24 protein-coding genes are annotated in these 25,084 nt (G+C 72.3%); 6 read left to right on the top strand and 18 right to left on the bottom strand.

Going from position 1 to position 25,084, the window contains the following annotated elements; genetic code table 11:
* Window positions 1-26 precede the first annotated feature (26 nt).
* Window positions 27-737, bottom strand: coding sequence for a prepilin peptidase (locus ACIP9H_RS09315; protein WP_401958460.1), 711 nt, complete (start codon window positions 735-737; stop codon window positions 27-29).
* A gap of 45 nt (window positions 738-782) precedes the next feature.
* On the opposite strand from ACIP9H_RS09315, the gene ACIP9H_RS09310 reads away from it, so the two are divergent.
* On the top strand, window positions 783-1,142 hold the full coding sequence (locus tag ACIP9H_RS09310; RefSeq protein ID WP_401581154.1) for a DUF192 domain-containing protein: 360 nt from the start codon (window positions 783-785) through the stop codon (window positions 1,140-1,142).
* 408 nt (window positions 1,143-1,550) lie between these two features.
* Here the strand turns inward: ACIP9H_RS09310 and ACIP9H_RS09305 are convergent, their stop codons facing one another.
* The 11 genes from ACIP9H_RS09305 to ACIP9H_RS09255 form a co-directional block, all read right to left on the bottom strand.
* The gene (locus ACIP9H_RS09305) at window positions 1,551-2,183 is read right to left on the bottom strand and encodes an OmpA family protein (protein ID WP_401580803.1); all 633 of its coding nucleotides are present in this window, start codon (window positions 2,181-2,183) and stop codon (window positions 1,551-1,553) included.
* A gap of 3 nt (window positions 2,184-2,186) precedes the next feature.
* Window positions 2,187-2,744, bottom strand: a complete 558-nt coding sequence (locus ACIP9H_RS09300; protein WP_401958457.1) for a hypothetical protein — start codon at window positions 2,742-2,744, stop codon at window positions 2,187-2,189.
* A gap of 50 nt (window positions 2,745-2,794) precedes the next feature.
* Window positions 2,795-3,388 carry a pilus assembly protein TadG-related protein gene (locus tag ACIP9H_RS09295; protein ID WP_401958633.1) on the bottom strand — a complete coding sequence of 198 codons (594 nt, stop codon included), beginning with the start codon at window positions 3,386-3,388 and terminating at the stop codon, window positions 2,795-2,797.
* Window positions 3,385-3,588, bottom strand: a complete 204-nt coding sequence (locus tag ACIP9H_RS09290) for a hypothetical protein (RefSeq protein ID WP_401958455.1) — start codon at window positions 3,586-3,588, stop codon at window positions 3,385-3,387. Before ACIP9H_RS09290 ends, ACIP9H_RS09295 begins: the two co-directional genes overlap by 4 nt.
* A gap of 269 nt (window positions 3,589-3,857) precedes the next feature.
* Window positions 3,858-4,745: a DUF5936 domain-containing protein gene (locus ACIP9H_RS09285; protein ID WP_401580807.1), complete on the bottom strand. Its 888-nt coding sequence runs from the start codon at window positions 4,743-4,745 to the stop codon at window positions 3,858-3,860.
* A gap of 16 nt (window positions 4,746-4,761) precedes the next feature.
* Entirely contained in the window at window positions 4,762-5,700 is a 939-nt protein-coding gene (locus tag ACIP9H_RS09280) for a type II secretion system F family protein (RefSeq protein ID WP_401580809.1), read from the bottom strand.
* Entirely contained in the window at window positions 5,697-7,034 is a 1,338-nt protein-coding gene (locus ACIP9H_RS09275; protein WP_401580811.1) for a CpaF family protein, read from the bottom strand. The genes ACIP9H_RS09280 and ACIP9H_RS09275 overlap by 4 nt, the downstream gene beginning before the upstream one ends.
* Entirely contained in the window at window positions 7,031-7,414 is a 384-nt protein-coding gene (locus ACIP9H_RS09270; protein ID WP_401958451.1) for a TadE/TadG family type IV pilus assembly protein, read from the bottom strand. Before ACIP9H_RS09270 ends, ACIP9H_RS09275 begins: the two co-directional genes overlap by 4 nt.
* Window positions 7,411-8,979, bottom strand: coding sequence for a CpaE family protein (locus ACIP9H_RS09265; RefSeq protein ID WP_401580815.1), 1,569 nt, complete (start codon window positions 8,977-8,979; stop codon window positions 7,411-7,413). Before ACIP9H_RS09265 ends, ACIP9H_RS09270 begins: the two co-directional genes overlap by 4 nt.
* The gene (cpaB, locus tag ACIP9H_RS09260) at window positions 8,976-9,689 is read right to left on the bottom strand and encodes a Flp pilus assembly protein CpaB (protein ID WP_401580817.1); all 714 of its coding nucleotides are present in this window, start codon (window positions 9,687-9,689) and stop codon (window positions 8,976-8,978) included. Before cpaB ends, ACIP9H_RS09265 begins: the two co-directional genes overlap by 4 nt.
* 12 nt (window positions 9,690-9,701) lie before the next feature.
* A complete protein-coding gene (locus ACIP9H_RS09255) occupies window positions 9,702-10,622 on the bottom strand; it encodes a hypothetical protein (protein ID WP_401580819.1) in 921 nt (306 codons plus the stop codon).
* Between the two features lie 285 nt (window positions 10,623-10,907).
* Here ACIP9H_RS09255 and ACIP9H_RS09250 point away from each other — a divergent pair, with 285 nt between their 5' ends.
* Window positions 10,908-12,401 carry a chitinase gene (locus ACIP9H_RS09250; RefSeq protein WP_401580820.1) on the top strand — a complete coding sequence of 498 codons (1,494 nt, stop codon included), beginning with the start codon at window positions 10,908-10,910 and terminating at the stop codon, window positions 12,399-12,401.
* A gap of 56 nt (window positions 12,402-12,457) precedes the next feature.
* Here ACIP9H_RS09250 and ACIP9H_RS09245 read toward each other — a convergent pair whose 3' ends face one another.
* The 4 genes from ACIP9H_RS09245 to ACIP9H_RS09230 all read right to left on the bottom strand — a co-directional run bounded on the left by ACIP9H_RS09245 (window position 12,458) and on the right by ACIP9H_RS09230 (window position 16,068).
* A complete protein-coding gene (locus tag ACIP9H_RS09245; protein ID WP_401580822.1) occupies window positions 12,458-13,912 on the bottom strand; it encodes a GntP family permease in 1,455 nt (484 codons plus the stop codon).
* 91 nt (window positions 13,913-14,003) lie between these two features.
* Complete coding sequence (locus ACIP9H_RS09240; protein WP_401580823.1) at window positions 14,004-14,408, bottom strand: RidA family protein; 405 nt, start codon at window positions 14,406-14,408, stop codon at window positions 14,004-14,006.
* Window positions 14,408-15,163, bottom strand: a complete 756-nt coding sequence (locus ACIP9H_RS09235) for an IclR family transcriptional regulator (protein ID WP_401580825.1) — start codon at window positions 15,161-15,163, stop codon at window positions 14,408-14,410. The genes ACIP9H_RS09240 and ACIP9H_RS09235 overlap by 1 nt, the downstream gene beginning before the upstream one ends.
* Window positions 15,160-16,068: a sugar kinase gene (locus tag ACIP9H_RS09230; protein ID WP_401580827.1), complete on the bottom strand. Its 909-nt coding sequence runs from the start codon at window positions 16,066-16,068 to the stop codon at window positions 15,160-15,162. The genes ACIP9H_RS09235 and ACIP9H_RS09230 overlap by 4 nt, the downstream gene beginning before the upstream one ends.
* Window positions 16,069-16,138: 70 nt before the next feature.
* Between ACIP9H_RS09230 and ACIP9H_RS09225 the strand changes: the two genes are divergently transcribed.
* Both ACIP9H_RS09225 and ACIP9H_RS09220 read left to right on the top strand, forming a co-directional pair.
* Window positions 16,139-17,413, top strand: coding sequence for an alanine racemase (locus tag ACIP9H_RS09225; protein WP_401580829.1), 1,275 nt, complete (start codon window positions 16,139-16,141; stop codon window positions 17,411-17,413).
* Window positions 17,414-17,991: 578 nt separating this feature from the next.
* Window positions 17,992-19,566 carry an amidohydrolase family protein gene (locus ACIP9H_RS09220; protein WP_401580831.1) on the top strand — a complete coding sequence of 525 codons (1,575 nt, stop codon included), beginning with the start codon at window positions 17,992-17,994 and terminating at the stop codon, window positions 19,564-19,566.
* On the opposite strand, the gene ACIP9H_RS09215 is transcribed toward ACIP9H_RS09220, so the two are convergent.
* On the bottom strand, window positions 19,487-21,289 hold the full coding sequence (locus ACIP9H_RS09215; protein ID WP_401580832.1) for a P-loop NTPase fold protein: 1,803 nt from the start codon (window positions 21,287-21,289) through the stop codon (window positions 19,487-19,489). The two genes, ACIP9H_RS09220 and ACIP9H_RS09215, sit on opposite strands and share 80 nt — an antisense overlap.
* Window positions 21,290-21,378: 89 nt before the next feature.
* Here ACIP9H_RS09215 and ACIP9H_RS09210 point away from each other — a divergent pair, with 89 nt between their 5' ends.
* Both ACIP9H_RS09210 and ACIP9H_RS09205 read left to right on the top strand, forming a co-directional pair.
* Window positions 21,379-22,590, top strand: coding sequence for a pyridoxal phosphate-dependent aminotransferase (locus ACIP9H_RS09210; RefSeq protein ID WP_360901780.1), 1,212 nt, complete (start codon window positions 21,379-21,381; stop codon window positions 22,588-22,590).
* 78 nt (window positions 22,591-22,668) lie between these two features.
* Window positions 22,669-23,061, top strand: coding sequence for a hypothetical protein (locus tag ACIP9H_RS09205; protein ID WP_401580834.1), 393 nt, complete (start codon window positions 22,669-22,671; stop codon window positions 23,059-23,061).
* A gap of 190 nt (window positions 23,062-23,251) precedes the next feature.
* Here the strand turns inward: ACIP9H_RS09205 and ACIP9H_RS09200 are convergent, their stop codons facing one another.
* A complete protein-coding gene (locus ACIP9H_RS09200; protein ID WP_401580836.1) occupies window positions 23,252-25,081 on the bottom strand; it encodes a phosphoenolpyruvate carboxykinase (GTP) in 1,830 nt (609 codons plus the stop codon).
* Window positions 25,082-25,084 lie beyond the last annotated feature (3 nt).

Here is a 25,084-nt window from a genome sequence, read left to right as displayed (position 1 = left end):
CACCACCGCACCGTCCGGCGTCCTGGTCAGGGGAGCAGCAGCACCCCGGCCAGGGCGCCGGCCAGCATGAACGGCCCGAAGGGCAGCGGCGTCCGGCGGTCCGCCCGGCGGGCCGCCAGCAGCGCCAGCCCGGCCACGGCGCCCAGCAGGAAGGCCGTGAAGGTCCCGGCCACCAGCGTGTCCCACCCGTACCAGCCCAGCACGAGCCCCGCGGTGGGGGCGAGTTTGACGTCCCCGAAGCCCATGCCGCCGGGGTTGACCAGGTGCAGGACGAGATGGAGCAGCCCGAGCGCCAGCCCCCCGAGCAGGGCGCGCGGCCACGACCCGGCGTGACCGGGAACCAGCCAGGCGGCCCCGAGCAGGACCGCCGTCCCCGCGGCGGCGGGGAGCGTCAGCACGTCGGGCAGCCGCAGCACCGCCAGGTCGACCCGGGCGAGCAGCACCGCGAGCGGCACCAGCAGCAGCCAGACGGCGAGCTCGGGCCGCGCCCCCGTGCGGCCGGCCAGCGCCGCGCACAGCGCCGCCGTGCACAGTGCGTACCAGCGGCCGTCCGCCCACCACGCGCCGCGCACCGGCCCCAGCCAGCCCGGCACTCCCGCCGGGTACGGCTCCCCCTCGGGGCCCGCCGTCCGCCACGACTGCTCATCGCCGACCGCCAGACGGTGCGCCGCACGCGGCAGGACGAGACCCGCGACCGTTCCCCAGACGGCGGCCGCGACGATCGGATAGACATGCACCGGGCGACCGTACACGGGCCCGCGACCCGAAGGGACGTGACCGCAATGCGCACCCGCCTGCACGACGGCACCGCGCAACTGCGCCTGCCCGGCGGTGCGGTGCCGCTGGAGGTCGCCGCCTCCTACCGTGCCCGCACGCGCGGTCTGCTGGGGCGTGACGGTGTCACCGGCGCCCTGCTGCTGACGCCCGCCGCGAGCGTCCACACCCTCGGCATGCGGTTCGCCATCGACGTCGCCTACCTCGACCGGCGGCTGCGCGTACTGGCCGTGCGCACCATGGCCCCGGGCCGCCTCGGCCGGCCGCGGCTGCGGGCCCGGCACGTGCTGGAGGCGGAGGCGGGCGCGATGTCCGGCTGGGGGCTGGTGCCCGGCGTGACGGTGGGCGTGGAACCCGCGGGCCACTGACACCCGGGGCACCCGGGGCGGCGCCGCGGCGGTTCCCCAGAGGCATCCCGTGATCACGGTGCGTGTTCGGCGCCCCGACCCGGACGGGAAAAGGAGACGGGCCGGTCCGCAGGGGGGGGAGAGCGGACCGGCCCGAGGGGGGGGCTTCCAAGGTACCGCGTATCCGCCGCATTGCAGGACCAAGGTCATGAGGGAGATGTGAAGGTTCCCTTCAGAAAGGGCCCCACACGGAATCCGATTCACCCCTTTGACCCAATAAGCGGCGTCCTTCTCCCCAAAACATACCGATGGCGTGCCTGTTTCATCACTCCGCGTGACGGGCGGGCGGCCGGGGAATTTAATCACCCATGGGCCTCGCGTACCCCGCCCGGGTGAGTCGCGCCGTTGACCCGCGGCCGCCCGCACGCCTCAGGAAGGCCGGAACGTGATCTCCACCCGGCGGTTCTGCTTGCGGCCCGCCTCGGTGGAGTTGTCGGCGATCGGATAGTCCTCGCTGTAGCCGCGGACCTGGAAGGAATGGCTGTCGTTCCCGAGCGAGGCCAGCTCCCCGGAGAGGATCTTGTAGACCGCGTCGGCCCGCTTCTTGGACAGCACTTGGCCGTGCTCGTAGGAGCCGAGGTTGTCCGTGAAGCCGAACACCCGGATCGGCTGCGTCACGTTCCTGGCATCGATGTCGGACGCGATCGCCCGGATCCGCGCCGTCGCGGCCGGGTTGAGCTTCGCGCTGTCCTTCGGGAACAGCACGTCGGACTGGAGGGCGTACGTGACCGAGGAGTTGGACTCCTCGTGCCGCTCCTCCCCGTCGTCGGCGGAGGCGTCCTCGGACGAGGACCCGTCCGTCACCGACACGATGTCCAGCACCTTCGGCGGCGCCAGCTTCGCGCCCTCCGGGAGCTCCAGGTCCGGGTCGTCCGCGTCGACCGGCGTCGGCGCGGACGGGGTCGGCTGCGCCGTCGGGTCGTCGTCCGCGTGCGCCACCGGCGTGACGAGCGTCAGCGCGAGGCCCAGCACGGCGGCGGCCACGGGTCGGGGACGGGGCATGACTCACCCCTCCGAAAGCGTGATCTTGGCCGGGGGCATCGTCGGCAACTGGAACTCCACCTCGGTGGTGGTGGCCGGCGGAGCCGGGAACTGCGCAAAGATCGGCCGGGTCTCGCCCGGCTTGATCCCGATGAGCTTGGTTGTGCACAGGCAGACGCCGTCGGTGTCCCTGAGGACGTAGTAACGCTTCTTGCCCACCTCGTCGACCAGCACGGCACCGGCGACGGACGCCCCGGACCTGCTCACGGCCAGCTCGTCCCCCCGCCAAGCCGCGGCGTTGAAGGCCGAGTCGCCGTTGTTGGTGACCGTCCCCTTCACCGTGACGAAGCCGCCCGTGTCCCTGGTGGCGTCCGTGATCGTGACGGTGATGCCCTTCTCGCCCTTCGTCTGGGCCAGGATCTGTGTGGGGTCCGCGGACGGCGATGCACCGTCCGCGCCGGGGCTGCTGGGGGCGTCGGCGGACTTGGAGGGAGCCTTGCCCTCCGGCTTGTCTTCGTCACCTCCGCCTCCGCAACCAATCAGGGCAAGGGCGAGACACGCCGTGACAGCCACGACGGTCATCCCCCTGCGGGCGTTCGGCCGTTGCCGGAATCGCATCGGTCCCCCGTTCCTCACTCGCTGAGATGGACGGAGTAGAACTCCGCAAGGTTCAGGTCGAAGTCGTCGGTCGTCGGGTCCACGCTCAGATCGCCCTTGTCGCAGGCGAACTTCACGGTGTCGCCGTCCTTGCCGTCCACCGTGCACCGGGCCTCGACCACCCCGGTGGCATCGGCATGCGCGTGCATGCTCTCGGTGCCGTTCACGACCGACCTGCCCACGGTCCCCTCCGTGTGGAGGGAGACCCTGGCGCCGTTCGGTCCGGTGACGAGGTCACAAGTGTCGACAGCCGCGCGGTTCTCGGCGGCAAAGGTGCTCGCCGCGCCGCACGCGCCCGCGCCCGCGCCGTCCATGCCGTCCCCAGCGAGGAGCTCCGTCAACGTGTCCAGGTCACCGGCTTTCAAAGCGTCCAGGAATTCGTCGCGGACACCGTCACGAGTCTGCCGGGCGGCAGCCAGCGCCGCCGCGTCCGCCGCTGTCTGCGCGGTGTTGCGCACGGACGCGGCCTGCCCCACGGCGAAGAAGGCGAAGGCGAGGAAGAACAAGGCGCCAACGGCAACGATGTACAGGCCGAGCGTTTGGCCCCCGTCTCCGCTCGCACGAGTCAGCCGGCGCTGACGATGTCCGAGATCTTGTCCAGGATCCCCTGAAGCACGGCGTCGCCGATGTCCGTGGTCGCCAGCACCCCGATGATCACGGCGATCACCACCGCGATCCCCAGGTACTCGAAGGACGTCTGCCCCGCGTCGCCGCCGGCACGGCCCCGCATCCGCAGTGCCGTCAGCCGTTTCACAACCCACCTGCTCATCTCTCGTGCCCCAAACCGTAGTCACGTGATGTACGCCGGCCGCGCCCCTTGCGTCGGCCGGGCTCTGGCTGTTGCGGCGGGACAGGGCTGCGGCGAGGTTCACGGTGCGCCGCCTCCCCTCGGGCCAACCCGCTGCGGTCCATGCTCGATTGCAGGTGCAAATATGGTTGCGACTGCAAAGGTACACCGCAGTCGCGGACTTCCGCACCCGATGGCGCGGGCATGGGTCAATACCCGTCCCGGGCCCCGGCCATTCCCCCATGTCCCCCTCACCCCAGCAGATCGCCGAAGTTGATCCGGGAACCGAGGATCGTCCCGGTCATGAGGAGGATCATCGTCGCGGGCACGAGCAGCGTCGTGATGACGCCTGTCGCGCGCGGCACCGTACGGGCCGCGCGGCGGCGGGCGTTCTGCGCCTCGGTGCGCCGCATGTCCGTCGCGATCTGGAGCAGCGTGCGCGCGATGGGCGCGCCCAGTTCCTCGCCCTGCTGGAGGGCGGAGACGAACTGGCCCACCTGCTCGCTGCTGTTGCGCCTGCGCAACTGGTCGAAGGCGTCCCGGCGGCTGACGCCGACGTCCATCTGGCGCAGGGCGATGCGGATCTCGTCGCTCCAAGGCCCCTTGTAGACGGAGGCGACGCGTTCGAGTGCCTGTCGGAAGCCGAGTCCGGCGCTGACGACGACCGCGAGGACGTCGAGGAAGTCCGGCAGGGTGCGCTCGATCTCGTCGCGGCGTTTGCGGACGGCGAGCCAGATGCCGAGGTCGGTCCAGCCGAGGCCGTACGCGACCATCAGCAGCGCCGCGAACCAGTTCCCTGCCCGAAGGAGGACGAGGGCCGCGAGCCCGCCCAGGGCCCCGTAGACGGCGCGGCGGGCGGCGTAGCGGTCGACGGTCAGGCCGTAGGGGTGGCCGGCGTGGTCGATGCGGGCGCGGACGCGGCTGACGCGGGCGGGCCCCATCAGGCGCAGGACGAGCGGCGCCCAGCGGATGCCGAGGCGGTCGACGGCGTTGCCGACGCGGGTGGTGCGGGTGCGGCCGACCTCCAGGGCCAGTTGGAGGTCGCTCGGCAGTTTGACCTCGGAGCGGTACAGGCCGATGCCGTAGCACAGGCCGAGGACGGCCAGCGCGGAGCCGGCGGCCAGGGCAAGGGAGATCATCGGTGTCCCATCCCCCTCACACATCGATCCGCGACATGCGGCGGATGAGGGCGAACCCCACGACGTACAGGCCGAGGGCGATGACGACGGCGATCCGTCCGGCCGTCGAGCCGGTCATCGCGGCGAGCGAGCCCGGCATGATCCGGTCCAGCAGCAGCAGCGATCCGATGCCGATGAACGGCACCGCGTAGGCCGTGACCGTGACCTGCGACATCTGGGTGCGGATCTCGCGCCGGGTCTCCTTGCGCTCCTCCAGGGTCACCGTGAGGTTCCGCAGCGACTCCACGACCGAGCCGCCGGCCCGGGAGGACAGGACGAGGGTCGAGACCAGGACGACCAGTTCCCGGCTGGGGAGGCGTTCGCGCAGTTCCTCCAGGGCGTCCTCGATGGAGTGGCCGAGTGCCATCGCGTCGGCGACCTTGCGCAGTTCCTCGCCGGCCGGCGCGTCCAGTTCCTCCGCGGCCATGCCGACGGCCGTGCGCAGGGCGAGCCCGGCCTGGGTGGCGTTGGCGAGGACGCGAGCGAGGTCGGGCAGCTGGGCGATGAAGCGTTCGGTGCGCACCCGCCGCCGCCAGCCGAGGAAGGAGCTGACCGCCCATGCCGCGAGCAGTGCGGCGATCGGCCCGAAGAAGGGCGCCAGGACGACATCGGCCACCAGCCAGGAGCCGCCGACCACGCCGACGGCCGCGGCGGTGAACTGGCCTGGGGTCAGGTTGGTGCCGGTCGCCGCGAGCCGGGCGGCGAGCCGCCGGCCCCACCCGGTGGCGCGCACGCGGCGGTCCAGTCCGGAGAAGGCGACCGCGCTGCGCCGGCCGGCCGGGACCTCGGCGAGCCGGTCGACCAGGGCGGCCCGGTCGGCGCGCCCGCCGGACCAGGCGTGCAGTCCCCACACGCCCAGCAGCAGGGCGATGCCGGTCACCCCGAGCACGGCCAGTGCCATCGTCGCGGAACTCACTTGGCCTCCCGGCTCGACAGCTCCAGTTCGGTCTCCCCGACGCCGAAGGCAGCGGGGACCGACTCCCCCGCCAGGTAGAGGCGTTCGGCCATCTCCCGCGGCACCGGCTGGTGCTGGAACCAGCCGCGGACGATCCGGTCGGCGCCCATCGGCTCGGCGCGGAAGCGGGTGGCGGTGGTGAGCCGGAAGGTGTCCCGGCCGCGGGAGGACAGCAGCGCGATCTCGGCGATGCGGCGGGTGCCGTCCACGTCCCGGCGGAGCTGGACGATCACGTCCACCGCGCTGTTGATCTGGTCCCGCAGGGCCTCGAAGGGGATCTTCACCTCGGACATCGACGCCAGGGTCTGCAGCCGCAGCACCGCGTCCTCGGCCGAGTTGGCGTGCACGGTGGCCAGCGAGCCGTCGTGGCCGGTGGACATCGCCTGGAGCATGTCGAGGGTCTCGCCGCCGCGGACCTCGCCGACGATGACGCGGTCCGGGCGCATGCGCAGCGAGTTGCGCACGAGGTCGCGGATGGTGATCCGGCCGTGGCCCTCGACGTTGGGCGGCCGGCTCTCCAGGCGGACGACGTGCTCCTGCTGGAGCTGGAGTTCGGCGGCGTCCTCGACGGTGATGATGCGCTCGCCGTCGGGGATCAGCCCGGACAGCGAGTTGAGCAGGGTGGTCTTGCCGGAGCCGGTGCCGCCGCTGACGATGATGTTGAACTTCGCCCGCACCAGCGCGGAGAGCAGCATCAGCATGTGCTCGTCGAGCGTGCCGAGCCCGATCAGCTCGTGCAGGGTGTACGCGCGTGGGAAGCGGCGGATCGTCAGGATCGGGCCTGTGAGCGAGAGCGGCGGGATGATGACGTTGACGCGCTCGCCGGACGGCAGGCGCGCATCGACCATCGGGTTCGACTCGTCCACGCGGCGGTTGACCGTGGAGACGATCCGCTCGATGGTCTGCAGCAGTTGCTCCGCGCTGCTGAAGCGGGCGGCGACGGGCTCCACCCGGCCGCCGCGTTCGATGTAGATCCGGTCCGGGCCGTTGACCATGATCTCGGTGATCGACGCGTCCTCCAGCAGCGGTTCGAGGATGCCGAGGCCGAGGGCCTCGTCGACGACCCGGCGGATGATGCCCGTGCGTTCCTTCGTGGACAGCACGGGGCCCTCGCGGCTGATGATGTGGCCCAGGACGCGCTCCAGGCGCACCCGGCGCTCGGCGGCGGCGAGCGCGGACATCTCGGCGAGGTCGATCTCCTGGAGCAGCTTGGCGCGGTAGACGGCGACGAGGTGGCCCTCCTGCGTCTGCGGGGCGGTGTCGTCGTGGGTCGCGATGCGGTCGCGCAGGCTCATCCGTCCGTCCCCTCCTCGTCCTCCCTGGGCATGGTCGCGCTGCGGGTGACGGAGCCGGGGCTCAGGCCGGGGATCACCGAGGGGATCTCGATGGTGGCCGTGGCGTGCGTGGCGTCGCCGCCGCCGTCGGTCGTCACGTTCGTGCCGTCCCGCAGCCAGGAGCTGACGGCCTGTGTGCCGGCCGCCGCGCCGCTCAGGGGGTGGTCGTGGCGGGCCTCCATGCGGGCGGCGGCGCGGGCGGCGGTGCCGGCCTGGGCCGCGGTGTAGGCCGCGATGCCCAACTGGACGCCGGCCAGGGCGATGAGCAGCAGGATCGGCAGCATCCCCAGGAACTCCAGCGAGGCGCTGCCCCGGTCCCGCTGGCGGGAGCGGCCGGTCACGGGGCGTCCACCTCCTCGTCGACCGCCGAGGCGTGGCCGTGGACCCACAGCGGGAAGTCGACGGAGCCGGGGAAGAGCACGGGCACCTTCAGTCCGACGGTCACGTCCACCATGCCGTCGGCCCTGCCGGAGTCCACGGTGACCTGGTTCCAGGCGCCCGGCAGGTCGTCGACCGCGGCCGCGCGGGCGTCCTTGCCGACGGCGGCGGCGCGGGCGGCCTGGTCGGCGGCGTGGCCGGCGAGGGTGAAGGTGTAGCCGGCGAGCACGGCCTGCCAGACCAGGATCAGCACCAGCAGGATCAGCGGTGTCATGCCGAGCGTCTCCAGCGCGACCTGGCCCTGGTCGCCACGCGCGCGCCGGCCCTTGCGGGGGACGAGGGCGCTGCCGGCCGGCCCGGACAGGCCGACCTCGGCGGCCAGCGCCCACACGCCCTGCTTGACGGTGGAGCGGTTGTCGAGGTCCTGGAGCCGTCCGGCGTCGACGACGGCCTGGAGCTCCCGGAACGCCGCCGGGACGACCGCGGCGGAGACCTTGGTCCCGGTGATGCGGGCGACCAGCGAGGGCTGGATCTCGCTGCCGCGGGTGTGCCGGTTGACGGTGACGAGGACGTCCTGCGGTTTGCGGATCTGCAGCCGGTCCCACAGGCGCACCATGCGCTTGGCGGCGCGCACGGCGACGACGTCCGGGGTGGCGACGAGCAGCGCGGTGTCGGCCGTCTCGACGGCGACCGCGTTGGCGGCGGTCATCTGGGTGCCGCAGTCCACGACGACGACCTCGTAGCGCTGCCGCAGTGCGTGCAGGACGTGCCGCGCGGAGCGGTCGGTGACCTCCTCGCCGCGTTCGCCGTCGCCGGGCGCGAGCAGCAGCGCGGGCCCGGCCTCGTGGACGTACATGGCGTCCTGGAGCACGCGGCTGGTCACGTCGGGGATGTCGGCGAGGTCGGCGACCGAGCGGCGGAACTGGACGTCGAGGTAGGAGGCGATGTCGCCGCCCTGGAGGTCGAGGTCGACCAGGGCGGTGGACTTCCCCGCGGCCTGCGCGGCCAGCGCGAGCTGCACGGCGATCACGGTGGTGCCGACGCCGCCCTTCGCCCCGGCGACGGCGACCATGGTGCCGCCGGGCACGGCGGGCAACGCGGCCTGCTGCGGGCTGAGATGGCGCCGTACGCCCGCCGCCCAGCCGGCGGCCGCCTCGATGCGGGCCCCGAGTTCGTCGTACGACAGGGGCAGCGAGACGACGCCGCGCGCGCCGGCGTCCATGGCGCCGGACAGGACCGCGGGGCTGGCGTCGGCGGTGAGCAGGACGACACCGACGGCCGGGAAGCGCAGCGCGATCTCCCGGATGACCTCCAGGGCGGGCATCGGGCTGATGCGGTCGTGGACGACGACGGCCTCGGGCAGTTCGTCGATCCCGGTGTCGGCGGCCCGTGCGAGGACGTCGAGGAGGGTGGTCGAGTCGGGCAGCGCGGGGCCGGGGTCGGCACCGGGCAGCTGGTGGAGCAGGCCGGTGAGGGCGCGGGCGGTGTCGGGGTCCGGGGTGCCGGACAGGATGCGGACGCCGTTCACGAGGCGGCTCCGTCACGGGCGAGGGTGTAGGTGCGGTCGCGTGCGGACGGCGCGGTGTCGTCGCCGGGGGCGACGAGGGCGAGGCGTACGTGCCGGGCGAAGGACTCGGCGAAGGCGACGCGCTGGGCGTCCTCGGCGCCGAGGGCGAAGGTGATGGGGACGCCCTTGGCGCCGGCCCGCTGGCTGTCGGCCCCGGTGTCGAACGCCCTGATCTCCCCGACGTCGATGACCCGGGCGTTCGCCACGATGATCTTCGAGACCTCGGGGTCGGTGTCCTTGCGGGGAGCGAAGGTGGCGAAGATGTTGACCCGGGCCCCCGGTGTGATCTTGCCGGCGACGCCGGTCTCCGCGTCGATCATGATCGCGATCTCCATCTGCCCGGCCTGCAGCGCGGGCCGTTCGGCGACCATGTCGGTCTGCAGTAGCGATCCGCGCTCCAGCGGGACCGCGGCGATCTTGCCGCTGAGCTGTCCGATGTTCCGGACGGCCGTGGCGGGCAGCCAGCGCTCGGGTATGCGGACCGGTTCCAGTTGGCCGCGGCCGATGGACTCGTACGCGGGGACGTCCTTGGCCAGCCGGTACGCGGTCACCTTGGGGCCGACCTGGGAGCGCGCGTCGCCGATGACGGTGACGACGCCCGCGAACGCGGCGAGCGCACACAGCGCGGAGACCACGAGGAGGACGACGCCGCGACGCTGACGTGAGTTCATAGAGGTGGGGCCCTATCGCTCAAGTGCCGAGTGCTGGTGGGGAGAGCCTTCGGAGGGATCGTCGGAGGGAGGGGACGGGAGGGAGGGGGCGGTGCGGGCCGCGAGGGTGTGCGGGCGCTGCTGCGCGTGCACGACCTGACGCGGCCGCTCGGGCGGCCGGATGCGCTGGAGTCCGTCGACCGGGGCCGAGCAGAACAGGCAGCGGTCGCCGATGACCGCGAGGCCGCACCAGCCGCAGTTGTCCCGGCGTACGGAGGTGACCAGTTGGTAGAGCACGCCCACGTCGGCGATGTACGCGGTGAACTCGACGAGCTTGCCGGTCCCCCACCAGCGCGCGGAGTCCGCGGGCAGCGGCACCTCGCGCACGTGCTGGGCACGCCAGGTGCGGGCGAGCGGGCCGGTGACCCAGCCGGGGTCGACGCCGTGGCCCTGGGCGAACACGAGCTGGGTGAGGAAGGCGGGTCCGGCGGGCACCGCGGAGGGATCGGCCTCGACGAGGTGCGGCTCGGGATGGGCGAGGACGGCGAAGTGGCGGCCCGGCATCAGCGATTTCAGGTGCGCGCCGACGGGGACCTCCACGCGGTCGAGTTTGGAGACGGAACCCAGCAGCGCGCCGGAGTGGAGGTAGTGGGACAGCAGGCGGGCGGCCCCCGCGAGCACCCCGGGCCCGAGATCGGTCGCGGCGAGCTGCCGCAGCTGCTCGGCGAGCAGGACGGCGGCCAGCGGCGGCAGGTCGACGGGCACGATCGCCACCCGGTCCGCCTCCAGGGCCGCCCGTACGGTGTGCACACGGCGGCGCAGCGGGTCGGTGGGTTCGGGCGGCACGAGGACCACGAGATGGCCGTGGGCCTCCAGAGCGGCGACGGTGCGGCTCACGTGCTCCTCCAGGGGGAGCGCGAGGTCGTCCGTCGTGACCGCTATGACACTCGACACCCGTTGCCTCCCGGAACTCCCGCCCAGTCCCATCGCGGTGAGCCTATCGGTGTGTAGTGGGAGCAGTGCGCTAAGTCGCCGAACACTTGATGAAGTCGGTACCCATGGGACGGGACGAATACGCGTGCGACAGCAGATGCTGGGCGCATATGCGCGACCGCGGCGACGGGACAGCCGTACCGCCCGGGGGTATTGACCGGAGGATTGGTCTGGACCAAACTTCGACCTCACAAGAGTGGCCACTCGCGTACCCGTTGCCCAACTCCTCGCCCCCAGGAGGCAGTAGTGGAACTCGCACGCTCGCGGAGCACCGCCCTGAGAGCCGCGGCGGCCGTCGGAGCCGCCGCCCTCGCGGTGGCGGGACTCGTCGCCAACTCCGGCAGCGCGAACGCCGCCGACACCAACCTCGTGACCAACGGCGGATTCGAGAGCGGCCTGTCCGGCTGGACGTGCACCGCCTCCAGCGGCGCGGTCGTCGGCTCCCCCGTCCACGGCGGCACCAAGGCCCTTCAGGGCACGCCGTCCTCCTCGGACAACTCCCGCTGCTCGCAGACCGTCAGCGTGCGGCCCAACTCGACGTACACGCTCAGCGCCTACGTCCAGGGCAGCTACGTCTACCTCGGCGCCACCGGCACCGGCATGGCGGAGGCCTCGGTCTGGACCCCGTCCGCGACCTCGTACCAGCCGCTGTCCACCAGTTTCACCACCGGCGCGAGCACCACCTCGGTCACCGTCTACCTCCACGGCTGGTACGCGCAGCCCGCGTACCTCGCGGACGACGTCAGCCTGCTGGGCGCGCCCGGCTCGGGCACGCCCACCCCGACCCCCACGCCCACGGACCCGACGCCGACGCCGACCCCCACCCCCACGCCGACCCCGACGCCCACCGGTGGCGGCTCGCTGCCCAAGCACGTACTCACCGGCTACTGGCAGAACTTCAACAACGGCGCGACCGTGCAGACCATCGCCCAGGTGCCGAGCCAGTACGACATCATCGCGGTCAGCTTCGCCGACGCCACCACCACGCCCGGCGCGGTCTCCTTCACCCTCGACCCGGCGCTGAACTACTCCGTCAGTCAGTTCAAGGCCGACATCGCGGCGAAGAAGGCGGCCGGCAAGAAGGTCGTCGTCTCCGTCGGCGGGCAGAACGGGACGATCAGCGTCAGCGACTCCGCCTCGGCGAACACCTTCGCCAACAGCGTCTTCTCGCTGATGCAGACCTACGGGTTCGACGGTGTCGACATCGACCTGGAGAACGGGATCAACGCGACCTGGATGACGCAGGCGCTGCGCTCCCTGTCGGCCAAGGCGGGCTCCGGGCTGATCATCACCATGGCCCCGCAGACCATCGACATGCAGTCGACGTCCTTCGGCTACTTCCAGACCGCGCTCAACATCAAGGACATCCTGACCGTCGTCAACACCCAGTACTACAACAGCGGCACCATGAACGGCTGCGACGGCAAGGTGTACGCGCAGGGCACGGTCGACTTCATCACGGCCCTCGCCTGCATCCAGCTGCAGAGCGGCCTGGCCCCCTCGCAGGTCGGCCTCGGACTCCCGGCGTCCACCCGGGCGGCGGGCAGCGGCTACGTCTCGCCGGCCGTGGTGAACAACGCCCTGGACTGCCTGACCAAGGGCACCAACTGCGGCTCCTTCAAGCCCTCCACCACCTGGCCGGGGCTGCGCGGCGCGATGACCTGGTCCACCAACTGGGACGCGGCGAACGGCAACGGCTTCTCCGGCACGGTCGGCCCGCACGTGCACGGCCTGCCGTAACCCGCCGCACCGCGCCCCCGGGAGGGGTCCCGTCCCCCGGGGGCGCGGTGTCACGCTCAGACCGCCAGGCTCACCGCGCCGGCGACGGCGAAGCCCGCCACCGACAGCACGGACTCCAGCACCGTCCATGTGCGCAGCGTGTCGCGCTCGCTGATGCCGAAGTACTTGGCGACCATCCAGAATCCGCCGTCGTTGACGTGCGAGGCGAAGATCGAGCCCGCCGAGATGGCGCAGATGACCAGCGCCAGATGGGCCTGCGAGAAGTGCCCCGAGGCCAGCACCGGCTGGACGATGCCCGCCGTCGTCACGATGGCGACGGTCGCCGAGCCCTGGGCCACCCGCAGCGCCACGCTCAGCAGCCAGGCCAGCAGGATCACCGGCAGCCCGGCGTCCCCGAAGGCCTTGGCGAGCGCGTCGGCGATGCCGCTGGCCTTGAGGACCGCGCCGAAGACGCCGCCCGCGCCGACGACCAGCAGGATGTTGCCGATCGGCTTGAGCGAGGCGGTGGAGACCTGCTCCAGGCTCCGCCGGCTCCAGCCGCGCCGGATGCCGAGCAGCCAGTACGCGAGGAAGAGCGCGAGGGTCAGCGCCACGAAGGGGTGCCCGAAGAAGGTGAGCAGCGAACGGGCGGTGCCCTCGTCCATCGTGACGGAGGAGAAGGTGGCCAGCAGGATCAGCACCAGCGGGGTGCCGATGATCGCCAGCACGATGCCGACGGAGACCGGTTCCTGACGCGGCGCGGCAGCCGGCTCCCGGCCGTCGCCGAGCACCGCCTGCCGTGCCTCCTCGACGGCGTCCGCCATGTCCTGCGGCACGGGGACGAAGATGCGCCGGCCGATCCACGCCGAGAACGCCCACGCCGCCAGTACCGCCGGCAGGCCGCAGACCGCACCCATCAGGACGACCCAGCCGAGGTCCACCTGGAAGACGGCGGCCGCGGCCACCGGGCCGGGGTGCGGGGGCAGGAAGGCGTGCGTCATGGAGAGTCCCGCGAGCAGCGGGAGGCAGTAGAGCAGAATCGATTTTCCGCTGCGCTTGGCGGCCGCGTACACCAGCGGGGCCAGCACGAAGATGCCGACGTCGAAGAAGACCGGGATGCCGAAGACGAGCCCGGTCAGGCCCATCGCCAGCGGGGCCCGCCGCTCGCCGAAGGCGCCGAGCAGCCGGCCGGCCAGCGCCTCGGCGCCGCCGGAGATCTCCAGGATCGCGCCGAGCATGGTGCCGAGGCCGATGATGATCGCGACATGGCCGAGGATGCCGCCCATGCCGGTCTCGATGAGGCTGGTGGCGGTCGACCGCTGCACGGTGCCGAAGAGTTCGGTGACGCTCAGCCCGGCGGCGAGCGCCACCGCGATGGAGACCGCCAGCAGCGCCACGAAGGGCTGGAGCCTGGCCTTGATGATGAGGAACAGCAACAGGACGATGCCGAGGACGGCGACGGTCAGCAGCCCGGCGGTGCCGGGGATCAGGGCTATGAGACCGCCGGTGTGGGGGACGGGTTCGGTGTTCACTCGGGCTCCCGGTGGGTTTTCGGGCATGGGGGGACCACGGGACGGCGTACGGGTGCTGGGGTGGGACGTGTGGCGCGGTGGGGGGCGGTCGTCAGTCCAGGACGGCGAGGGCGTCGATCTCGACGAGCAGCCCGGCGGGCAGGCCGACGTAGACCGTCGTCCGGGCGGCGGGGGCGCCCTTCAGGTCGGCGAAGTACGCGTCGAAGAGGGCGTTGAACTCGGCGAAGTGGGCGGTGTCGGTGAGGTAGACGCGGATCATGACGGCGTCCTCCCAGGAGGCGCCGCCCGCCTCCAGGACCGCCTGGACGTTCGCGAGCGTCTGCAGGGTCTGCTCCCGCAGCCCCGGCCCGACCGGGGCGGGAGCCCGGCCCGCCACCGCGGGACCGAAGCCGACCTGGCCGGCGACCTGGAGGATGCCGCCCTTGCGGACGCCGTGGGAGAACCGGGCGGGCGGGGTGGTGTGGCCCGGCGGGGTGATCGCGGTCTTGTCGCTCATCAGGCTCCTTGGCTCGGTTTTCCGGAGTACTCGCGGCTGATCGCCTCCGCGGTGCGCTGGATCTGCGGACGCAGTTCGAGCAGCTCCTCCGCGCTGACGACCACATTCGGGGCGGACAGGGAACAGGCGGCCGCGACACGGCCGTCGGCGCCGCGGATCGGCGCGGCGACGCAGTTGATCGACTCCTCGTGCCCGCCGAGGTCGCTCGCCCAGCCCTGCTCGCGCACACGGGCGAGTTCGGCCAGGTGGGCTGTGGCGTCCGGGGTCGAACGGGAGGTGTAGCGCGGGTACTCCAGCCCCCGCACGACCGCGCGCCGCTCGGCCTCGGGCAGATCGGCCAGCAGCAGCTTGGCGACGGCCGCCACGGTGACGGCGACGGGCTTGCCGATCCGCGAGTACATGCGGACCGGGTACCGGCTCTCGACCTTGTCGATGTAGACGACCTCGCCCTCCTCGTACACGGCGAGGTGGACGGTGTGGCCCGTCAGTTCGCCCAGGGCGACGAGGTGGGGGTGGGCGATGCCCCGGACGTCCAGGTGCTCCATCGCCTCCTGGGCGAGCGCGAACAGCCGCGCGCCCAGGCGGTAGCGCTGGTCGTCCTGGCGGTAGACCATGCCGTGCTCGTGCAGGGTGCGCAGCAGCCGCAGCGCGGTGGACTTGTGCACGTCCAGGCGGGTGGCGACCTGTTCGAGGTTGGCGGGCCCCTCCGCGAGCAGGGGCAGGATGCGCAGCGCGCGGTCCACGGTCTGGCTCATGCGCGCAGTCTCCCCCATGCCTCCTCGCCCAGGGCGGCAAGGGAGTCGCCGCGTACCCCGATCGCCGCGGCGGCCAGCGCATGGCCGCGGGCGAGGCGGTCGGGCAGCGGCTGTTCGCGCAGCGTCGCGGACAGGAACCCGGCGGCGAAGGCGTCCCCCGCACCGACGAGGTCGGCCACGGGTGCGGCGGCCGCGGGCACGAAGACGCCCCCGCCGCCCTCGTACGCGATGGCTCCGAGCGCGCCCTGCTTGACGACGAGGACGGCGGGTTCGGGCAGCGCCTCGCGCACGGCGTCGGCGTCCGGCAGGCCCCAGGCGGCCTGCGCCTCGTCCTCGCCGACCAGGACCACGTCGCAGCGGCGGGCGAGCACGGCGAGCAGCGCCGGATCACCGGAACGCCACAGCGCGGGGCGGTAGTTGACGTCGAAGGAGATCAGCGGGCGGCCGGGCGCGGGGGCGGTGAGCTCGTGGACGAGGGCGGCGCAGGCCGCCGAGAGCGCGGCCGTGATGCCGGACAGGTGCAGGACCCGGCCCGCCCAGGCCTCCTCGCGGCCGACCACCGCCGGGGACAGGGCGGCGGCCGCGGAGCCGGCCCGGTAGTAGGCGACTTCGCCGTCGCCGGTGCGGAAGTAGACCCCGGTGGGGCGGTCGGGGTCGCGGCGCACGCCGGACACGTCGACCCCGGCCGCGGCGATCTCCGCGAGCAGGTGGTCCCCGAAGGGGTCCGCGCCGACCCCGCTGATCCAGCGGGCGGTGTGGCCGAGCCGGGCGAGCGCGCAGGCCACATTGGACTCGGCGCCGCCCGTCCCGCGCGTGAACGCGGCGGCCTCGGCGAGGCGCTGCCCCGGCGCGGAGGGCACAAAGGTCACCATGGACTCGCCCACGCACACGACGTCCACGGTCACCTCGGCTCCCTCCGGGCACCGTTGACCCGGCGCCGGCAGGGATGTTAGACACGTCGCAACACAGCACGCAATGACCGTTGCACATCATGCAACGCCCCTGGGAGGCGCGATGCGGATCGACGAGCTGCGCGAGGAACGCGTGGACCACCGCTTCAAGGGCCTTCCGCCCGACGCGGACGGACGCACCGTCGGCGAACTCGCCGCCGAACGCCGCTCCCTGTTCGACGGCGGCTTCACCACCCCGCTGCTCACGCTCTCCGCACCCGCCCTGGAGCACAACCTCACGCAGCTCGCCGCGTACGCGGCCAAGCACGGGCTGGCCTTCGCGCCGCACGGCAAGACCTCCATGGCCCCCCAGCTGTTCGCCCGGCAGATCGAGCACGGCGCCTGGGGCATCACCGCCGCGACCCCGCACCAGGTGCGGGTCTACCGGGCGTTCGGCGTGCAGCGGGTCTTCCTCGCCAACGAGATCGTCGACGCGGCGGCGCTGCGCTGGCTCGCCCGCGAACTCGCGGCGGACCCGGACTTCCGCTTCGTCTGCTACGTCGACTCCGTACGGGGCGTCGAACTCATGGACGCCGCGCTCACCCACGTCATCGACGTCGTCGTGGAACTCGGCGCGGCCGGCGGCCGCACGGGGGCGCGCGGCGCGGCCGAGGCGGCGTCCGTCGCCGACGCGGTGACCGCGTCCCGGTACCTGCGGCTGGTCGGCGTCGCCGGCTACGAGGCGCCTGCGGCGGACCCGCGGGCCTGGCTCGACGAACTCGTCGCCCTCGCGGGGGACTTCGACTCGGCCGGGCGGTTCGCCTCGACCGAGGAGATCGTGGTCAGCGCCGGCGGCAGCGAATGGTTCGACGCGGTCGCGGAGTCCTTCGGCGCGCTCTCCCTGTCCCGGCCCGTGCTGAAGCTGCTGCGGTCCGGGGCCTACGTCACCCACGACGACGTCCACTACAGGGACGTCACCCCCTTCCGCGACCGCCTCGCCGGTGAGGGATCGCTGGAACCCGCGTTCCGGCTGTGGACCCAGGTGCTCTCCCGGCCCGAACCGGGCCTCGCCCTCCTCAACGCGGGCAAGCGCGACGCGCCCTACGACCTCGACCTCCCCGTGCCGCAGGTCGTGCGCCGCGCGGACGGGTCGACCGTCCCGGCGACCGGGCTGACGGTCACGAAACTCGCCGACCAGCACGCGTTCGTGGACGTGGCGCCAGAGGGGGCCGACCTGGCGGTCGGGGACTGGGTGGGGCTGGGGGTGTCGCACCCGTGCACGGCGTTCGACAAATGGCAGCTTGTGCCTGTGGTGGGCGAGACCGGGCTGGTCACGGACTTCCTCCGCACGTTCTTCTGACCCAGGTTTGTCCCCCGCCCACCCGCCCGTGTGCCCATGAAGTCTGGGCGCCCCGACGCGCGTTGTCGGGGGCCGGGTTCGGGGCCTCCGGGGCTGCCATTCTGGACAGCACATTTAGGTGCCTCAGGTACCCGGGATTGATCACTCCGGGTTGTGCACCCAAATATGCTCCAGTGTCCAGAACGCCACCCCTCCGACCCCGCCCCCTCCGTAGTCTCCGCGCCTGATCCCCGGTGGGTGGTCTGAAGCGGCACCGTGCTCGGGCACCCGTTGGCGCAGCGCCAACAAAGTGCGCAGCCGTCACCGCCAACAGACACCCCACCGGCCGTAAGCCGCCCCAACCGGCCCCGGGAGGGGGTGCGCCGGGGTCCGCCCGCAGGGGACGAGCGGCGACCGCAGTACACGAATTGCAGGGGTAACCCGCGAGCGCCGTGGGGGTCCCCCCGGCCGAAGGTTGGGGGAGGACTCCGGAGCGGCGCCGACCCCACAACGCACCCAGCGGGGCCCGCACTTACCGCGCCGGGCACTCGGGAGGGAGGGCGGGGAAAAAACCTTACGGACGAGGAGGAGCGCCGCACATGGATCTGGCGATCAGGAACGCGTACATCGTGGACGGCACCGCAGGTGCACCGTACAGAGCCGACGTCGGCATCCGCCAAGGCCGCATCACCGCGATCCAGCCCCACATACGCGGCGCACGCCGCGAACTGGACGCGACCGGCCTGGCGCTCGCGCCAGGATTCATCGACATGCACGCCCACAGCGACCTCGCCCTGCTCACCGACCCCGCGCACGAGGCGAAGGCGGCGCAGGGCGTGACCTTGGAGGTGCTGGGCCAGGACGGCCTGTCGTACGCGCCCGTGGACGACCGCACCCTGGCCGAGCTGCGCAGCCAACTCGCGGGGTGGAACGGCGATCCCGAGGGTCTGGAGTACGACTGGCGCAGTGTCGGCGAGTACCTGGACCGCCTGGACCGGGGGGTCGCGGTGAACGCCGCGTACCTGGTCCCGCAGGGCACCGTGCGGATGCTGGCCGTGGGGTGGGAGGACCGCCCGGCGACCCCGGCGGAGCTGGACCGGATGAGGGGGCTGGTCGCGGAGGGCATGGCGCAGGGGGCGGTGGGGATGTCGTCGGGGCTGACGTACACCCCGGGGATGTACGCCTCGGACACGGAACTGACCGAGCTGTGCCGGGTCGTGGCCGCGCACGGCGGCTACTACTGCCCGCACCACCGCAGTTACGGCGCGGGGGCGCTGGAGGCGTACGCGGAGATGATCGCGCTGACCCGGGAGGCCGGCTGCGCGCTGCATCTGGCGCACGCGACGATGAACTTCGGGGTGAACGAGGGCCGTGCCCCGCAGTTGCTGGCGCTGCTGGACGAGGCACTGGCGGCGGGCGGGGACATCACCTTGGACAGCTATCCGTACCTGCCGGGCTCCACGACGCTCGCGGCGACCCTGCCGAGTTGGGCCACGGAGGGCGGCCCCGAGGCGACTCTCGCCCGGCTCCGGGACGACGCGCAGGCGGAGCGCATCCGGCACGTGATGGAGGTGGAGGGCTCGGACGGCTGCCACGGCGTGCCGATGGACTGGTCGTCGATCGAGGTCTCCGGGGTGCGGGAGCCCGCCCTCGCGGGCCATGTGGGCCGCCGGGTCCCGGACTTCGCGACCGCGCGCCGCCTGCTGCTGGAGGACCGCCTGGGCACGACGATCCTCCAGCACGTGGGGCATGAGGAGAACGTCCGGGCGATCATGCGGCACCGCGTGCACACCGGCGGCAGCGACGGCCTGCTCGTCGGGGACAAGCCGCACCCCCGGGCGTACGGCACCTTCCCGCACTACCTGGGCCACTACGTGCGCGAGCTCGGCGTGCTCCCGCTGGAGGAGTGCGTCGCGCATCTGACCGGCCGGCCCGCCGCCCGGCTGCGGCTGCCCGACCGCGGGCTGGTCCGCGAGGGGTACCGCGCCGACCTGGTGCTGTTCGACCCGGCGACGGTGGCGGCGGGCGCGACGTTCGAGCGGCCGCGGGCGCTGCCCACGGGCATTCCGTACGTGCTGATCGACGGCCGGTTCGTCATCGAGGACGGCCGTCGCACCGACGTGCTGGCGGGCCGTTCGGTGCGGGCCCGGGGTGCCGCAGGACCTGGTCGATGAGCTCGCGCAGCACGGCGGGTTCGCAGACGACCCCGAGGGCGCCGGCCCGGTGGGCCCGCTCCTCGCGTTCCGGGGAGACCCATCCCGCGTAGAACACCGCGGGGCCGGTGTGGAGGCCTGTGCCGCGCAGGTGCTCGAGGTCGGTGAAGCCCGCCCGGGGATCGCCGTGCCGCTCGATGTCGGAGATCAGCAGGTCCGCGGCGGCGAGCGGCAACCGCTCCTCGGCACCCGTGCGGTCCTCGACGACCTCGACGTGGGCGCCGTTGTGCCGCAGAGCCCGTACCTCGGTGGCGACGGTCCCGGGGTTGTCGTCGATCCACAGCACGCGCCGTCCGGAGTACGGGCCGTCGTCCGGGGCCGGGGAGGGTTCGGGGCCGGGCCCAGCTTCGGGGCCGTCCAGGTCGACGGTCGTGACCACGGCGGCCTGGGGGGAGCGTCGCAGGCGGTGGATCAGTTCGGCGGCTTCGGGCATGCGGACGAGGTCGTCGACGAGGGAGGTGAACGCACGGTCCGCGACCAGCGCGGGAAAGGCCGGCGGAAGCTGCCGCTCCAGTTCGGCCAGGGCCTGGGCGCGCTCCTGCGGTCCGGGGTCGGCAGCGAGCGGCACCTCGTGCTCGGTGAGAAGGCGGCGCACCAGTGCGTCACCCTGGCCGGTGGGCGCCGCGGGCGAGCGCAGCAGGCGCCGCACTGCCCGGTAGTCCAGGAACTCTCTGATCGCATCGCTGCCGCGGCCGCCGATCAGCACGCTGTGGAAGTCGCCGTACAGGTATTGGAGCAGGAGCGTGCGGAGCATGACCTCGGGACCGAAGTCCTGCCAGACGGGGTTGAGCCCGGCCTCCAGGACGAGGCCGTTGAGCAGCTTCTTGACCCGGCGCGGATTGCCCCCGGTGCGTTCGGCGAGCAGGCCGACGTGGGTGTCCTCGAGGAGGGCTCCGATGCCGGCCCGTTCGGCGCATCCGCGCACGTACCCCTCGATGTCCTCCGGGGGCGGGACACGGTAGTTGGTCTGGAAGACCTTCTCCATGAAGGCCGAACCCGCCGGGGAGAGGCCGCCGAGAAGACCGCCCGGGGACAGCGCGGAGCGGTCACAGCCGATGACGAAGGCCACCCCCGGGACGTCGAGATAGACCTTGACGGCCTCGCAGACGGCGAGCACGGTCTCCTCGGTGCAGCGGTCGAGGTCGTCGATGAAGACGACGAGCAGCCGCCGCGGGGCGTACTCGCCGCTGCCGGCCCATTGGGTCGCCAGGGCCCGCAGGGCGTCCCGCATCTCGTTGCGGGCCTGCGCATCGGCGGAGAGGCTGCGCCACAGTTCGTCGACCAGGCCCGCCGCACCGAGCGGTCCGGCGAGCAGCGCGGTCGCGGCGCGCAGGACCCGCAGCAGGGCACGGTGCTCGGTCGCGCGGTGCAGGGCGCGGCGAAGCAGCCGGCGGTCGAACTGCATCAGGACGGACTTGATCAGGCCTTCCAGGGCGTCCGCGCCGCGGGAGGTCCAGGCGTTGTACCAGACGGTGTGGACGTCGGCGGTGCCTCGCAGCTCGGCGTCGACCAGGCGCATCAGGCTGCTCTTGCCCGTCCCCCAGCCGGCGTCGACGGCGAGGGTGAACGGGGTGGAGCCACGCGAGTCGAGGAGCAGCCGGGCCAATTGCCGCGCGGGGCGCCCCGCGCCGAGGAGGTCGTCGTCGGCACTGGTGACAGGTTCGTCGTTGAGTAACGAGAACATGCGGCGAGAGTAGCGGTACGTCACCATTCGGCGCACAGGTGGCCAAGAACACGGGGCGAGGGGGGTGGGCTGGCCGTAAGCTCACGGACATGCAGGTGATCCAGTCCACGAAGCTCTCCAATGTCTGCTACGACATCCGCGGCCCGGTGCTGGAGGAGGCCATGCGGCTGGAAGCGGCAGGTCACCGCATCCTGAAGCTGAACACCGGCAATCCGGCGGCCTTCGGGTTCGAGTGCCCGCCGGAGATCCTGGAGGACATGCTGCGCAGCCTCGGCGGCGCGCACGGCTACGGCGACTCCAAGGGCATCCTCCCGGCGCGGCGCGCGGTGATGCAGCACTACCAGACCAAGGGCATCGACCTGGACGTCGAGGACATCTACCTCGGCAACGGGGTGTCCGAGCTGATCCAGATGGCGATGCAGGCGCTGCTGGACGACGGCGACGAGGTGCTGATCCCGGCTCCGGACTACCCGCTGTGGACGGCGGCGGTGTCGCTGTCCGGCGGCACGCCGGTGCACTACCGGTGCGACGAGCAGGCGGACTGGTTCCCCGACCTGGCCGACATCGAGCGGAAGATCACCGACCGCACCAAGGCGCTGGTGATCATCAACCCGAACAACCCGACGGGCGCGGTGTACGACGACGAGCTGCTGCGGCAGCTGACCGACATCGCCCGCCGGCACAACCTGATCGTCTGCTCCGACGAGATCTACGACAAGATCCTCTACGACGGGGTGACCCACACCCCGACCGCGGCCATCGCCCCCGATCTGCTGACGCTCACCTTCAACGGGTTGTCGAAGGCGTACCGGGTGGCGGGCTACCGCAGCGGCTGGCTCGCGGTGTGCGGCCCCAAGGAGCACGCGACCAGCTATCTGGAGGGCCTGACCATCCTGGCCAACATGCGGCTGTGCGCCAATGTGCCGGCGCAGCACGCGGTGGCCACGGCGCTGGGCGGCCGCCAGTCGATCAAGGACCTGGTGCTGCCGGGCGGGCGACTGGCCGAGCAGCGGGACGTGGCGTACGAGCTGCTGACGCAGATCCCCGGCGTCACCTGTGTGCGGCCGAAGGGCGCGCTGTACGCGTTCCCGCGGCTGGACCCCAAGGTCTACAAGGTCAAGGACGACCAGCAGATGGTGCTGGACCTGCTGCGCGCGGAGCGGATCCTGGTGGTGCAGGGCACCGGCTTCAACTGGCCGGAGCCGGACCACTTCCGGCTGGTCACGCTGCCGTCGAAGGAGGATCTGACGGACGCGGTCGGCCGGATCGGGCGGTTCCTGGACGGTTACGGCCAGCCGTAGGCCGGATGGCTCGATTCACTCCCTCCTTAGACTCTGTCCAAGGTAGGATGTACTCCTGAATGCAGGAGGAGTGCACCCATGTACGAACCGATCCGCACCAAATCGGTCCATACGGCGGCGGCACCGCGCCTTCCGCGACGCAGCCGTGACGAGGAGCTGGACCTCCAGCTCGCCGGACACCTCGCCGCCCTGCTGACCGTCACCGACGAGCTGCGGGGGCCGGTACCGTGCCCCGAGCTCGACCGTGCGGCGGAACAGCTCGCGGACGTGGTGACGCGGCTGTACCACGGACGGCGGCCGCTCCGGCTCCCCGCCGGTCCGCGGGCCGGGGATCCCGACCGCAGGGCCGCCCTCCACCGGCGGGCGCACGCGCTCGCCGGCCGGGCACTGGTCGTCGCCGAGTCACGGCAGGACACGGAGGCCGCGGCGCTCGCCGAGCGCCGTCTCGCCGCCCACGCCGGCACCGTCTGAACGACCCGGGGCCCGGGCACGACGTCGCACGCGTCATGCCCGGGCCCCGGGCTGTGAGGGTCGGCCGGACCCGCCGGGCGAGGGTGGTCAGGGTCAGGGACCCCCCGCCGCCGGGCCGTGCCTACCGCCGGGACCGCCCGCCCGCGCCGCACACGCGAGGAGGGCCGGGCGCCCCGGATTCCGGTGGGCGTCAGCCCAGGCGCTTCACCAGGGCGCGGTACTCGTCCCACAGCTCCTTGGGCGTGTGGTCGCCGAAGGTCTCCAGGTGGGACGGGATGAGCGAGGCCTCCTCGCGCCAGGTGTCGAGGTCGACCGACAGCAGCAGGTCGAGGTCCTTCTGCTCGATGTCGAGCCCCGTGACGTCGAGGGAGCCCTCGGCCGGCAGCACGCCGATCGGGGTCTCGACGCCCTCGGCCCGGCCGTTGAGACGCTCGACGATCCACTTGAGCACGCGGCTGTTCTCGCCGAAGCCCGGCCACACGAACCGGCCGTCCGCGTCCTTGCGGAACCAGTTCACGTAGTAGATCTTCGGCAGCTTGTCCGCGTCGTGCGTCTTGCCGAGCCCGACCCAGTGGCCGAAGTAGTCGCCCATGTTGTAGCCGCAGAACGGCAGCATGGCGAACGGGTCGCGGCGCAGTTCGCCGACCTTGCCCTCGGCGGCGGCGGTCTTCTCGGAGGCGACGTTGGCGCCGAGGAAGACACCGTGCTGCCAGTCGAAGGACTCCGTGACCAGCGGCACCGCGGAGGCGCGGCGGCCGCCGAAGAGGATGGCCGAGATCGGCACGCCCTTCGGGTCCTCCCACTCCGGCGCGATCGTCGGGCACTGCGCGGCGGGAACGGTGAAGCGGGCGTTGGGGTGGGCGGCGGGTGTCCCGGACTCCGGCGTCCAGGAGTTGCCCTTCCAGTCCGTGAGGTGGGCCGGGAGCTCCTCCGTCATGCCCTCCCACCAGACGTCGTTGTCGTCGGTGAGGGCGACGTTGGTGAAGACCGAGTTGCCCCACAGGGTCTTCATGGCGTTGGCGTTGGTGTGCTCGCCGGTGCCCGGCGCGACGCCGAAGAAGCCGGCCTCGGGGTTGATCGCGTAGAGGCGGCCGTCCTCGCCGAAGCGCATCCAGGCGATGTCGTCGCCGATGGTCTCCACGGTCCAGCCGGGGATCGTGGGCTCCAGCATCGCGAGGTTGGTCTTGCCGCAGGCGCTGGGGAAGGCGGCGGCGACGTACTTGACGGCCTCGACTCCGCCGCGCGGCGGGGTGAGCTTCAGGACGAGCATGTGCTCGGCCAGCCAGCCCTCGTCACGCGCCATGACCGAGGCTATGCGCAGCGCGTAGCACTTCTTGCCGAGCAGCGCGTTGCCGCCGTAGCCGGAGCCGTAGGACCAGATCTCGCGGCTCTCGGGGAAGTGCGAGATGTACTTGGTGGAGTTGCACGGCCACGGAACGTCGTCCTGACCGGGCTCCAGCGGGGCGCCCACGGTGTGCACGGCCTTCACGAAGAAGCCGTCCTCGCCGAGTTCGTCCAGCACGTCCTGACCCATGCGCGTCATGGTGCGCATCGCGGTGGCGACGTACGCGGAGTCGGTGATCTCCACACCGAGCGCGGACAGCTCGGAGCCCAGCGGGCCCATGCAGAACGGGACCACGTACATGGTCCGGCCGCGCATGGCGCCGCGGAACAGTCCCCCGGTACCGCCCTCACCGGTGAAGATCTCCCGCATCTCGGCGGGAGCCATCCAGTGGTTGGTCGGACCGGCGTCCTGCTCCTTCTCCGAGCAGATGAAGGTGCGGTCCTCGACACGAGCGACGTCGGTCGGGTCGGAGGCGGCGTAGTACGAGTTGGGGCGCTTGATCGGGTCGAGCTTCTTGAAGGTGCCCTGCTTCACGAGCCCGTCGGCCAGGCGCTGGTACTCCTCCTCCGAGCCGTCGCACCACACGATCTCGTCGGGCTGGGTCAGTTCGGCGATCTCGCCGACCCAGGCGATCAGGTCCTGATGTTGGGTGGGAGCCGCATTGACGCGCGCCACGAT

Source organism: Streptomyces sp. NPDC088732 (assembly GCF_044751205.1).
GTDB lineage: Bacteria > Actinomycetota > Actinomycetes > Streptomycetales > Streptomycetaceae > Actinacidiphila.
This window is presented reverse-complemented; position numbering and strand designations above follow the sequence as displayed.